At 63.8% G+C, this 11,828-nt stretch carries 8 protein-coding genes and 1 pseudogene; 4 read left to right on the top strand and 5 right to left on the bottom strand.

The window, feature by feature from the left end:
* Positions 1–139 precede the first annotated feature (139 nt).
* On the top strand, positions 140–1,345 hold the full coding sequence (locus JJB99_RS26670) for an IS4 family transposase (RefSeq protein ID WP_200495226.1): 1,206 nt from the start codon (positions 140–142) through the stop codon (positions 1,343–1,345).
* A 134-nt stretch (positions 1,346–1,479) separates the two neighbouring features.
* On the opposite strand, the gene JJB99_RS26665 is transcribed toward JJB99_RS26670, so the two are convergent.
* Both JJB99_RS26665 and JJB99_RS26660 read right to left on the bottom strand, forming a co-directional pair.
* Positions 1,480–2,988 carry an acetyl-CoA acetyltransferase gene (locus tag JJB99_RS26665; protein WP_200495225.1) on the bottom strand — a complete coding sequence of 503 codons (1,509 nt, stop codon included), beginning with the start codon at positions 2,986–2,988 and terminating at the stop codon, positions 1,480–1,482.
* A gap of 151 nt (positions 2,989–3,139) precedes the next feature.
* Positions 3,140–4,273 (bottom strand): nitronate monooxygenase, encoded by a 1,134-nt coding sequence (locus JJB99_RS26660; RefSeq protein ID WP_200495224.1) that lies wholly within the window; start codon positions 4,271–4,273, stop codon positions 3,140–3,142.
* Positions 4,274–4,526: 253 nt separating this feature from the next.
* Here JJB99_RS26660 and JJB99_RS26655 point away from each other — a divergent pair, with 253 nt between their 5' ends.
* The gene (locus JJB99_RS26655; protein WP_200495223.1) at positions 4,527–6,185 is read left to right on the top strand and encodes a flavin-containing monooxygenase; all 1,659 of its coding nucleotides are present in this window, start codon (positions 4,527–4,529) and stop codon (positions 6,183–6,185) included.
* Between the two features lie 114 nt (positions 6,186–6,299).
* Positions 6,300–7,175: a glutathione-dependent disulfide-bond oxidoreductase gene (gene yghU, locus JJB99_RS26650; RefSeq protein ID WP_200495222.1), complete on the top strand. Its 876-nt coding sequence runs from the start codon at positions 6,300–6,302 to the stop codon at positions 7,173–7,175.
* 160 nt (positions 7,176–7,335) lie between these two features.
* Here yghU and JJB99_RS26645 read toward each other — a convergent pair whose 3' ends face one another.
* Entirely contained in the window at positions 7,336–8,613 is a 1,278-nt protein-coding gene (locus JJB99_RS26645) for an acyl-CoA dehydrogenase family protein (protein WP_200495221.1), read from the bottom strand.
* 249 nt (positions 8,614–8,862) lie between these two features.
* Here JJB99_RS26645 and JJB99_RS26640 point away from each other — a divergent pair.
* Positions 8,863–10,267 (top strand): annotated as a pseudogene (locus JJB99_RS26640) (IS30 family transposase).
* 101 nt (positions 10,268–10,368) lie between these two features.
* Here the strand turns inward: JJB99_RS26640 and JJB99_RS26635 are convergent.
* The gene (locus JJB99_RS26635; protein WP_200495219.1) at positions 10,369–10,749 is read right to left on the bottom strand and encodes a VOC family protein; all 381 of its coding nucleotides are present in this window, start codon (positions 10,747–10,749) and stop codon (positions 10,369–10,371) included.
* Between the two features lie 135 nt (positions 10,750–10,884).
* On the bottom strand, positions 10,885–11,664 hold the full coding sequence (locus JJB99_RS26630) for an SDR family NAD(P)-dependent oxidoreductase (RefSeq protein ID WP_200495218.1): 780 nt from the start codon (positions 11,662–11,664) through the stop codon (positions 10,885–10,887).
* Positions 11,665–11,828: the final 164 nt, after the last annotated feature.

Raw genomic sequence — 11,828 nt, 5'->3', positions numbered from 1 at the left:
GAGATGCGATCCGGGGTGAGGGGGACTTTCCGCGAACTCAGCTCTGACCGTGTCTGCCGAGCCAGTCCCTCACCCCAGCCCTCATAGGCGCTAGGTTTAGCTCTGGACACGAAGAATCTCGATATGATTCAAACTTGGGATGAAGATTCGTCCTGAGATTCTGGATCATTGGCCGGAGGTGAGTGCGCGACTTCCGGGAGGCTTCGACCTGGAAGCCACGGCGCGGTTACGCGGAGCCTTTACCCGGGCGCGGGAGATTAAGAACGCCGAGACGCTGTTGCGGTTGGCGCTTGCCTATGGCGGCTTGGGCATGTCGCTGCGTGAGACGTGTGTGTGGGCGGAAGCCGGCGGCATCGTCCGTTTGTCCGATCCATCACTGCTCGATCGGCTGTGTAAAGCCGCGCCCTGGCTTGGTGACATTGTGGCTGCGCTGATCGCCGAACAGGCCAAAATGACGGCGGGGAGCTGGGTTGGGTATCGCCTGCGTGCACTCGACGGAACCTCGATCTGCGAACCGGGAGCTGACCGTACGACGTGGCGGCTGCACGTCGGCTACGATCTGGCAACGGGTCAGGTTGATCAGCTTGAGCTAACCGACGTGCATGGCGCGGAGAATCTTCAGCGCCTCACCTACGCACACGGCGATATCGTGCTGGGCGACCGCTATTATGCGAGGCCGCGCGATCTGCGGCCGGTGATCGAAGCCGGTGCAGACTTCATCGTGCGGACTGGCTGGAACTCGTTGCGCCTGTTGCAGGCCAATGGCGAGCCCTTTGATCTGTTTGCCGCTCTCGCGGCTCAGTCGGAACAGGAAAGCGAGCTGCAAGTTCGCGTCCACGAGGGCCAGACAAAGACTCCACCGCCGGAGCCGCTGATCCTGCGCCTCGTCGTGCGACGCAAGCCGCCGGAGCAGGCCGAAACCGAGCGAAAGCGCCTGCTCAAGGATGCCAAGAAGCGCGGCAAGCAACCCGATCCACGCAGTCTCGAGGCGGCGAAGTACATTCTTCTCCTTACCTCGCTGCCAGTCGCCACCTTCCCACCGGCCGATGTCCTCGCCCTCTATCGCTTCCGCTGGCAGATCGAGCTGGCATTCAAGCGGTTCAAGAGCTTAGCCGGGCTCGACATGCTGCCAGCCAAGAAGCCTGAACTTGCGCGGGCGTGGATCTACGCCAGACTGATCGTCGCCATCATCGCTGAACAGATCGCCGGGCAAGTCCCGGACTCTTTCCCCTCTGAGTTCGGAACCACCACAAGCAAGCCCATCGCGTTGGCGCCTCATGAAGATCGCCCTGGCGACCGTTCGTGCCGCCATTCGTGGACCACTTCTCTGGCAGGCTTTCTGTAATCTCTTCACCCGAGCCCGCCGGCACTTCTGCGAACCGCCACGCCGGCGCAGAAAACAATGCGACTATCTACACAAACGCATAACCTAGCGCCCATGACCCCAGCCCTCTCCCCGTAAGAACGGGGAGAGGGAGATCAACTCACCCGCCACTCCGGCACGCCATCGGCGGCCATCGTGATCTCGCCGAGCGATCCCACCGGCGTCCTGTCCATGTTCAGCAGATGCGCCAGGGTCGTCGCATCTCGCGCCGGAATCCGTCCCAGTGTGCGCCGGTCATCTTCCGTCCGCAGCATCACCACGCCATGCTCGACATCGCCGCCGCGGCCGTAGAGCACGGTAAAGCTCTCGACCTTGCCCTTGCCTGAGGCCTCCGTGACGAACTCCGGCACGGCGCGCTTATTGCGGTCGGCTTCGGCTTGCACGCTCGTCTCCTGGGCCAGCGCTTTGCGCGGCGGCGTCTTCGCCACCACCAGCGCGTGATGCTTGGTGACGAATCCGCCCTGGCCGTAGAGCAGGCCGACTTTTGCGCCATCGCGCACCCGCCGCACCATCGCGCAGGCCGCATGGGTCATGTAGGTGTTGAGCGGCGCGCCGAAGAAGGTGAGCCCGCCGGTCACGGTCGGCTGCACGTCGGGGGAAAGGCCGAGCGTCCGCCGCGCCATCTTGGGCACGCAGGGGAAGCAGCTGTAGAGCTCTATCGCGTCGAACGTCTTGCCGTCGCCGCCGGCAAGATTCATTGCGCTCGTGAGCACGGCGTTCTGCGGATGGCTCTCGTAGAACTGGTCGCGCAAGAGATAATCGCGCGGCTCCTCGGCCGAGGCACCGCCGAGCGGATAAACCAGCTTGTGCTCCGCAATGCCGAGTGCACGCGCCTTGGCAAGGCTCGTCAGCAGCAGTGCGCCGCCCATGTTGACGCTGGGGTTGGCGACCATCAGCTTGTTGTAGGGCCAGGCGATCAGCCGGTTGTCCGCGGTCGGCGTCGTGATCTCCTCCGGCGCGTGACGCCGCTTCAGCCAGGCATTGGGGTTTTGCGCGGCGGCCTCCGAATAGCGCGACCACAGCGTCCCCGATTCCGCCATCGCTTCACGCGGCGTTTGGCCCCAATGCGCGGATGATGCGGCTTCATAGAATGGATAGACCGTGACGGGGCGGAACACACCGAGCTTCACCGCCAGCGGCTTCTGGAATGCCGCGCCACGCTTGGGCTCCTCGACGTCATGGGCGAACGGCGTCCACGGCAGTTTCGCGCCGGCGCGCTCGGCCTTGGTCGCAGTCGACTGCGCCTCCGCGCCGCAGACCGCCGCGACCGTGCACTCGCCGCGCGCAATGCGCTTGGCCGCCTCGTGGATATAGCGGATCGGACTCTCGCCTCCGACCGGGCCGTAATAGCAATGCGCCGGCGAGATGCCGAGGCGCTGCGCCAAAAGCTTTTCCGGATCGCGATAGCGCCAGCTCAGGAAGTTGACGACGTCGAGCGACTGCACCTCGCCGAGCAGCTTTGCGCCGGCGTCTTGTTCCGCACGTCGCAGCGCCTGTTCGAGCAGGTCGAGCGGCTCGAGGCCCTCGATGATCTCCTTGGGGCGGTCGACGATCTCGCCGATCCCGACGATGACGGGGATGCGGTCGGGGGAAATAGCTGTCATTGTTCTTGCTTCTTCATTCTCTCAACAATTCACAGACCTCCTCCTGAGGAGACCGCGAAGCGGTCGTCTCGAAGGATGGCCGCCGGGAAGCAGTCGGGCCTTCATGGTTCGAGATGGCGCTTGCGTGCCTCACCATGGAGGTCGAGCACCATCACTCCGCCACCAGTGCATTCATGTGCTCGACGGCTTCGGCGAACTCTTCCTTGAACTCCTGCACCACCGCGCCGGCCGACTTCACGCTGTCGATCAGGCCGACGCCTTGGCCGACGAAATAACTGACGAGATCGCGCGCCTTGGCGTTGCCGCTCGCCGCGGCGCGGTCGATGGAGTTGAAGGCATCGCGGCTGATGATGCTTTGCAGCGGCATCGGCAATGCGCCAGGACTTTCCGGCGCGCGGTCCCAGGCGTCGGTCCAGACCGAGCGCAATTGCCGCGCCGGCTTTCCGGTGCGTCCCTTCGAGCGGATCGCGTCGCGCGAGGAGGCCGCGATCATCTTCTCGCGAAAGATCTCGCTGGTCTCGGCTTCGACCGTGGCGAGCCACACCGAGCCGGTCCATGCGCCCGCCGCACCCATCGCCATGCAGGCGGCCATCTGCCGGCCCGTCATGATGCCGCCGGCCGCCAGCACCGGCACGTCGCGGATATTCTTGATCGCCTTGATCACCTCCGGCACCAGCACCATGGTCGAGACCTCGCCGCAATGGCCGCCGGCTTCGGTGCCCTGCACCACGAGGATATCGACCCCGGCCGCGACCTGGCGCAGCGCGTGCTCCTTGGCGCCGACGAGGGCTGCGACCGGCACGCCGTGGGTCTTGCCCATCTCGATCATCGCCTTCGGCGGTACGCCGAGCGCATTGGCGATCAGCCGGATCGGATGATTGAAGGAGACCTCGAGCAGCTCCAGCGCCGTCTTGGCATCGAACGGCTGCGGCTGGTTGTCGGCGACATCAGTGGTGGTCAGCTCGATGTCGTATTTCTTCAGGAGATCGCGCGTGTAGGCGCGGTGCTGCTGCGGCACGCGCGCTTCCAGGCTCTTCCAGGTGACGTCCTTCTCGCCCGCGGTCGAGATGTTTTCCGGGATCAGCACGTCGATGCCGTAGGGCTTGCCGTCGACGTGCTCGTCGATCCATTTCAGCTCGCGTTCGAGCGTGTCCGGCGTATGCGCAGTGGCGCCGAGCACGCCAAAGCCGCCGGCGCGGCTGACCGCGGCAACGACATCGCGGCAATGGCTGAAGGCGAGCAGCGGGAATTCGATGTCCAGCATGTCGCAGATCGGCGATTTCATGGTCCTCTCCCGGCGGCGGCGTTCGTTGCTGTTGTTGCTTGGCGTGCGATGATTGTTTGACGCTAACGCATTGCCACCTGCGATGCCATGCCGGATTCGCCCGTGCATCTTGCGTGTAGACGCCGCGCCGTCACCAGCCATTCCGCTGCACAAAATAAGCAGGCCACAGTCTGCCGATTTGCCTCTTGCGCTTTCGCATCCTTGAGAGAATGCTGGCTCACAACAACAGAAAATAATCAGGGAGCGCCAACCGATGTCGCCAGCGCAAGCGAGTCCGGTTCAGACTGCGGAAGCCTACGACGTGGTCATCGTCGGCGCGGGCTTTGCCGGCCTGTACATGCTGCACCGGTTGCGCGGGCTCGGCGTCTCGGCGCGCGTCTATGAGCAGGGCGGCGGCGTCGGCGGCACCTGGTACTGGAACCGCTATCCCGGCGCGCGCTGCGACGTCGAGAGCATGCAGTATTCCTATTCGTTCTCGGAAGAGCTCCAGCAGGAATGGGACTGGAGCGAACGCTACGCGCCGCAACCAGAGATCCTGAAATACGCCAACCACGTCGCCGACCGTTTTGACCTGCGCCGCGACATCCAGTTCAACACCCGCGTCGAGCACGCCGCGTTCGACGAACGCGCGAACATCTGGTCGGTGACTACGTCCGACGGCAAGACGGTTCAGGCGCAGTTCGTCGTGCTCGCCACCGGCTGCCTCTCCAATGCGCGCAAGCCCGACATCAAGGGCCTCGAAAACTTCAAAGGCCCTGTCTACCACACCGGCAACTGGCCGTATGAAGACGTCGACTTCACCGGCCTGCGCGTCGGTCTCATCGGCACGGGGTCGTCAGGCATCCAGTCGGCGCCCATCATCGCCGAACAAGCGAAGCATCTCACCGTGTTTCAGCGCACGGCGAACTTCTCGATCCCCGCCCGCAATGCGGCGCTCACCGCCGCGGAGCGCGATGCGTTCCGCAAGAACTATCCGGAAATCCGCCGCCTCGCCCGCGAGGTCGCGCGCAACGGCATCTATGCCGAGCAGCCGGATCGCGGCGCGCTTGACGACGTCGAGGAGGTCAGGCGTTCGAAGTACGAAGCGCGCTGGGAGCGCGGCGGGCTGACGTTCATGTACGTCTACAACAATCTCGGTCTCGATCGCACCGCGAACGACACCGCGGCCAACTACGTCCGCGGCAAGATCGCCGAGATCGTGAAGGATCCCGCGACGGCAAAGCTGCTCCAGCCCAACAGCCATCCGATCGGCACCAAGCGGATCTGCATCGACACGGATTACTTCGCCACCTTCAACCGGCCGAATGTCTCGCTGGTCGACATCAAGACCGATCCGATCGAGGAGATCACCGCGAATGCGGTGCGTGTCGCAGGCAAAGATCACGAGGTCGATGCGCTGGTGATGGCGACCGGCTTCGACGCCATGACCGGCTCGGTCGCGAAGATCGACATTCATGGCCGCGGCGGGCGGACGCTGAACCAGAAATGGGCAGAGGGCCCGAAGACCTATCTCGGGCTGATGAGCGCCGGTTTTCCCAATCTCTTCATCATCACCGGTCCCGGCAGTCCGTCGGTGCTCTCGAACATGATCGTCTCGATCGAGCAGCATGTCGACTGGATCGCCGACTGCCTCGTCCACATGCGCGGGCAGGGCCTTGCCACCATCGAGGCGGGCCGAGACGCCGAGGAGCAATGGGTCGCCCATGTCAACGAGGTCGCCCACGGCACGCTCTATCCGCAGGCCAATTCCTGGTACATGGGGGCCAACATCCCGGGCAAGCCGCGCATCTTCATGCCTTATATCGGCGGCGTCGGCGTCTACCGCCGGATCTGCGACGAGGTCGCGGCGAAGGGATATGAGGGATTCGTGATGGAGGCCGAGGCTCAGCCGCTCAAGGCGGTGACGGGCTAGGCCGGATGCATGACGTGGCGCTGAGGCCCGCGCCGGACGCAGGGCCGGCAGGGCTTGCCATCGGCGGTCCGCAGGCTAATTAATGCATGCGCATCTTTTTTGCCGGAGCCCCGCATGACCGACGCCCCCGCTTACGAGCCGCCCAAGGTCTGGACCTGGAACAAGGAGAACGGCGGCCAGTTCGCCAGCATCAACCGGCCCATTGCCGGCCCCACTCACGACAAGGAGCTGCCGGTCGGCAAGCATCCGCTTCAGCTCTACTCGCTGGCGACGCCGAACGGGGTGAAGGTCACGGTGATGCTGGAGGAGCTTCTGGCGCTCGGCCACAAGAGGGCCGAATACGACGCCTGGCTGATCAGGATCGGCAATGGCGACCAGTTCGGCAGCGGCTTTGTCGACATCAACCCGAACTCGAAAATCCCGGCGCTGATGGATCGCTCCGGCCCGGAGCCGATCCGGGTGTTCGAATCCGGCTCGATCCTGTTTTATCTCGCCGAGAAGTTCGGCGCCTTCCTGCCGAAGGACATCAAGACGCGTACCGAAGCGATGTCGTGGCTGTTCTGGCAGATGGGCAGCGCGCCCTATCTCGGCGGTGGTTTCGGCCACTTCTACGCCTATGCGCCATTCAAGATCGAATACGCCATCGACCGCTTCGCGATGGAGGTCAAGCGCCAGCTCGACGTGCTCGATCGTCGCCTCGCCGACAACGAATACCTCGCGGGCAAGGAGTACACGATCGCCGACATGGCGGTGTGGCCCTGGTACGGAGCGCTCGCCAAGGGGCTGGTCTACGGCGCCGGCGAATTCTTGTCGGTGCAGGACTACAAGAACGTGCAGCGCTGGACGGACCAGATCGCCAAGCGTCCCGCGGTGAAGCGTGGCCGCATGGTCAATCGGGTCTCCGGCGATCCCGCCAGCCAGCTCCACGAGCGCCACGACGCCAGCGACTTCGAGACGAAGACGCAGGACAAGATCGCACCGGCGTCTTAGGGCGGTGCTTCTTCACCTCTCCCCGCGTGCGGGGAGAGGTCGGATCGCTCTTGCGATCCGGGTGAGGGGGTACAGGTCTTTCGACAAATCTCGCGGGTGGTGAGAGCTCCCTCACCCCAATCCTCTCCCCGTAAGAACGGGGAGAGGGCGAAGACCGACCTTACGCCATGCTCAGCTCGTGGCGGCCGACCACCATCCAGTGCACCTCGTCCGGACCGTCGGCGAAGCGCAGATGGCGCACGTCCTGGTACATCTCGGCGAGCGGGGTCCAATGCGAGATGCCGGTGGCGCCGTGCATCTGGATCGCCTGGTCGATGATTTTGCAGGCGCGCTCCGGCACCATGGCCTTGACCATCGAGACCCAGACGCGGGCCTCCTTGTTGCCGAGCACGTCCATCGCCTTGGCCGCCTTCAAGACCATCAGCCGCATCGCCTCGATCTCGCAGCGCGCCTGCGCGATGATCTGCATGTTGCCGCCGAGATGGGCGATCTTCTTGCCGAAGGCTTCGCGGGTGAGGCCCCGCTGCACCATCAAATCCAGCGCCTTCTCGGCCTTGCCGATGGTGCGCATGCAGTGATGGATGCGGCCCGGTCCGAGCCGGAGCTGCGAGATCTCGAAGCCACGGCCCTCGCCGAGCAGGATGTTCTCCTTCGGCACCCGGACATTGTTGAAGCGCATGTGCATGTGGCCGCGCGGGGCGTGGTCCTGGCCGAACACATACATGGGGCCGAGCACCTCGACGCCGGGCGTGTCGCGCGGCACCAGGATCTGCGACTGCTGCTTGCTCGGCGCCGCATCCGGATTGGTCTTGACCATCACGATCAGGATCTTGCAGCGGGGATCGCCGAGACCCGAGATGTAATACTTCTCGCCATTGATGACCCATTCGTCGCCGACGAGTTTTGCGGTGGTCGAGATGTTCTTGGCGTCGGAGGAGGCGACGTTCGGTTCGGTCATGACATAGGCCGAGCGGATCTCGCCGTTGAGCAGCGGCTTCAGCCACTTCTCCTTCTGCTCCTTGGTGCCGACGCGCTCCAGCACCTCCATGTTGCCGGTGTCCGGCGCCGAGCAGTTCATAGTCTCGGAGGCCAGCGGGCTCTTGCCGAGCTCGGATGCGATGTAGGCATAGTCGAGATTCTTCAGGCCCTGGCCGGTCTCGTCATCCGGCAGAAAGAAATTCCAGAGGCCTTCCTGCTTGGCCTTGTTCTTGGCCTTCTCCAGCACCTCGAGCTGCTTCGGCGTGAAGCTCCAGCGGTCTTCCTTGCCTTCGCCGGCCTTGGCGAACTCGATCGACATCGGCTCGACGGTGTCGCGGATGAATTTCCTGACGTGATCGTAGAGCGGCCGGACCTGGTCCGACATGCGGAGGTCGTTGAGCTCGTCGCCGGGATTGAGCGTGTAGTTGGTGGTGCGCGGAATGTAGGTGTGCTTTGTCATTGTTCCTCCCGGGGGCGCTGAAACCGTGTTGGCCGCAAGAATAGTCGCAGCGCCGCGAAAGTGCGAGCGCGTATTTTCTCACGCGAGCCATGCCACGCGATGGAATTTTCGCGAGGGCGTTTGAATGTCGTTTGAATGGTGTGGAAGTTTCGGTGCGCCCGTCAATCTCCGCTGTCATCGCCCGATTTAATCGGGCGATCCAGGGCGGATTCAACTGGTCGTCGCAACACCTCAGCAAAGGATGTTGCGATGAACAGATGCAGTCGGCGTTCTGATCAGGGTGTGCAGGCAATCCAGCGATTGTCAGGTCGGCGTCGGCAGGTTCTTCGAGAGAATCGTAAGCCGTTCTGGACTGCGATTGCTTCGGGGCGCTCGAGCGAGGATGCTGCGGTTGACGCCGGGGTATCGCCGGCGGTCGGAGTACGCTGGTTCCGGGAGGCGGGCGGCATGCCGCCAACACATTTGTCGCAGTCGTCAAGACCTCTATCAGGGCGCTACCTCTCGTTCGCCGAGCGTGAGGAGATCGCCATCTTGCACGCGCAGGGGCATGGGGTGCGAGCGATCGCTCGTCGGCTCGATCGGCCTCCATCCACGATCTCTCGTGAACTTCGGCGGAACGTGGCGCGCCGCCACGGTGCTCCAGAGTACCGAGCGACCACGGCACAATGGCACGCTGATCGGTCCGCCCGGAGACCCAAGTCGGCGAAGTTGGCAATCAATCCGGCTCTGCGGGACTATGTGCAAGACAGGCTTGCCGGTATGATCGCCAAGCCGAATGGAGAGCCCCTCGTTGGCCCGAAGGTCGTGTGGAAGGGGCGCCGGGCCGTGCATCGGCAGAACCGGCGCTGGGCGAGGGCATGGAGCCCGGAACAGATTTCTCGGCGACTTCGGCTCGACTTTCCCGAGGATGAGACGATGCGCATCAGTCACGAGGCGATCTATCAGGCACTTTACGTGCAGGGTCGAGGAGCTTTGCGCCGCGAACTGACGGCCTGCTTGCGCACCGGGCGGGCGCTGCGGATGCCAAGGGCGCGCGCCCGTAAAGGCAGGAGCTTCATTCCTTCCGAGATCATGATCAGTGAGCGCCCTGCCGAAGCGGCCGATCGAGCCGTGCCGGGACATTGGGAGGGGGACCTTATCCTCGGGCTTGGCAGCTCGGCGATCGGCACGCTGGTCGAGCGGACCACGCGCTTCACGATGTTGTTGCACCTTCCCCGGTTGGCGGGACATGGCGAAGCTCCGCGCGCGAAGAACGGGCCTGCGCTCGCAGGGCACGGGGCCGAAGCCGTGCGCGACGCAATCGCACGCACCATCATCACTTTGCCCGAAGAACTGCGTCGTTCGCTGACCTGGGATCAGGGGGCCGAAATGGCTCAGCATGATCGTCTCAAGATCGATGCGGGTATCCAAGTCTACTTCTGCGATCCGCATAGCCCTTGGCAGCGCGGCACCAACGAAAACACCAATGGGCTATTGCGGCAATACTTCCCGAAAGGCACAGACCTGAGCCTCCATAGTGTCGACGAGATCTCCGCCGTGGCAGCGGCCCTTAATGCCCGACCGAGAAAAACACTGGGCTGGAAAACGCCAGCAGAGGCGCTTGACGCGTTGCTCCCATGAGTCAAAAACAACGGCTGTTGCGACGACCGGTTGAATCCGCCCAGTATTCCAGAGCCGGCGGTGATTGAACCGAAGGGCCGCGGCGTACTGGATGCTCCGGTCAAGCCGGGGCATGACAGCGGTGTTGTGGCTAAATCAGCTCTGCATCCGGTGCATCGCGCAGATCTTGTTGCCGTCGAGATCGCGCAAATAGGCGATATAGAGCTTGTTCCCCGCGCCCTCGCGGATGCCGGGCGGATTCTCGATCGGCGTTCCGCCGGCCGCGACGCCGGTCGCGTGCCACTTGTCGACCTGCTCAGGTGAGTTGGCGGCAAAGCCGATCGTGCCGCCATTCGCACAGGTCGCCGGCTCGCCGTTGATCGGTTTTGTCACTGAGAACACGCCGGTCTTGGTGATGTAGAAGATGCGGTGCCCGTCGACCCGTGCCGGCCGCACCTCGAGCGTGCCGAGCAGCGTGTCGTAGAACGTCTTGGCCTTGTCGAGATCGTTGGTGCCGATCATGATGTGTGAGAACATTTGCCCTGTCCCTTTCGCGCTTACGAACTGAGATGCGGTAGGGTGGGCAAAGCGCAGCGTGCCCACCACGGCAGTCGAAAATGCTGATGGTGGGCACGGCGCGCGAACAGCGCGGCTTTGTCCACCCTACGAAAATCAAAACGCGGTATAGCCGCCGTCGATCACGAACGTGTCGGCGGTGTGATACGACGATGCCTTGCTCATCAGATACACCGCGATGCCGCCGAAATCGGATGCTTCGCCGAAGCGCCGCACCGGAATGCGCGGCATCACGTTGGCGACGAATTTTTGGTTGCCCATGAGTCCCGCGGTCATGTCGCTCTTGATCCAGCCCGGCAGGATCGCGTTCGCGGTGACGCCATGACGCGCCAGCTCGACGCCGAGCGCGCGCACCAGCGCGTTGATGGCAGCCTTGGTCGCGGCATAGTGCTCGTTGCGGGCGGTGCCGAAGATCGAAGCGAGACTCGAGGTTGCAACCAGCCGGCCGAACGGATCGCCGGCGTTGGCGCGCTCGGTCATGTGCTTCGCGGCGGCCTGGAACGCGTGGAAGACGCCGTCGAGATTGGTCGAAAACATCGTGCGCCATTCCTCCTCGGTGCGCTCGATGAAGGACCTGCGGCCGCCGCCGCCGATTCCGGCATTGGCAAAGCAGCCGTCGACCCGGCCGAAAATGTCGAGCGTCGCCTTCATCGCGGCGTTGACCGAGGCTGGATCGGTGACGTCGCAGACGCGGCTATCGACCTTGCCTGGCAGCCCCGCCATGCTCGCGGCTGCGGCCTTGTTCTTGTCGGCATTGCGGCCCCAGATCGAGACGTTGCAGCCCTGGCCGGCCAGCGCCTGCGCGATGCCGAGCCCGATGCCGCCATTGCCGCCGGTGATCACCGCGACGCGGCCGGAGAGGTCGAAAAGGTTCATGGCGCGTTTCCTGTTGTTGGCATGAGGCTTCCTGGCGCGAGCCGCATCAGCCGCTGCGCACAAGATTGCTTGCTATGCTGCGATCACCATGGACAAGACCGCGCCAAAAATCAAATATGCGCCCGGCAAAAACGAATTCCGGCGTGCGAAACATCGGCAGTGCC

It is taken from the genome of Bradyrhizobium diazoefficiens, assembly GCF_016616235.1.
In the GTDB taxonomy this organism is placed as follows: domain Bacteria; phylum Pseudomonadota; class Alphaproteobacteria; order Rhizobiales; family Xanthobacteraceae; genus Bradyrhizobium; species Bradyrhizobium diazoefficiens_H.
This window is presented reverse-complemented; position numbering and strand designations above follow the sequence as displayed.

Bases quoted from the DNA above. Each gene is read 5' to 3' on its own strand.
- JJB99_RS26630 (WP_200495218.1), bottom strand. From the start codon at position 11,664: ATGAACCTTTTCGACCTCTCCGGCCGCGTCGCGGTGATCACCGGCGGC.
- JJB99_RS26655 (WP_200495223.1), top strand. From the start codon at position 4,527: ATGTCGCCAGCGCAAGCGAGTCCGGTTCAGACTGCGGAAGCCTACGAC.
- JJB99_RS26635 (WP_200495219.1), bottom strand. From the start codon at position 10,749: ATGTTCTCACACATCATGATCGGCACCAACGATCTCGACAAGGCCAAG.
- JJB99_RS26645 (WP_200495221.1), bottom strand. From the start codon at position 8,613: ATGACAAAGCACACCTACATTCCGCGCACCACCAACTACACGCTCAAT.
- yghU (WP_200495222.1), top strand. From the start codon at position 6,300: ATGACCGACGCCCCCGCTTACGAGCCGCCCAAGGTCTGGACCTGGAAC.
- JJB99_RS26665 (WP_200495225.1), bottom strand. From the start codon at position 2,988: ATGACAGCTATTTCCCCCGACCGCATCCCCGTCATCGTCGGGATCGGC.
- JJB99_RS26670 (WP_200495226.1), top strand. From the start codon at position 140: ATGAAGATTCGTCCTGAGATTCTGGATCATTGGCCGGAGGTGAGTGCG.
- JJB99_RS26660 (WP_200495224.1), bottom strand. From the start codon at position 4,273: ATGAAATCGCCGATCTGCGACATGCTGGACATCGAATTCCCGCTGCTC.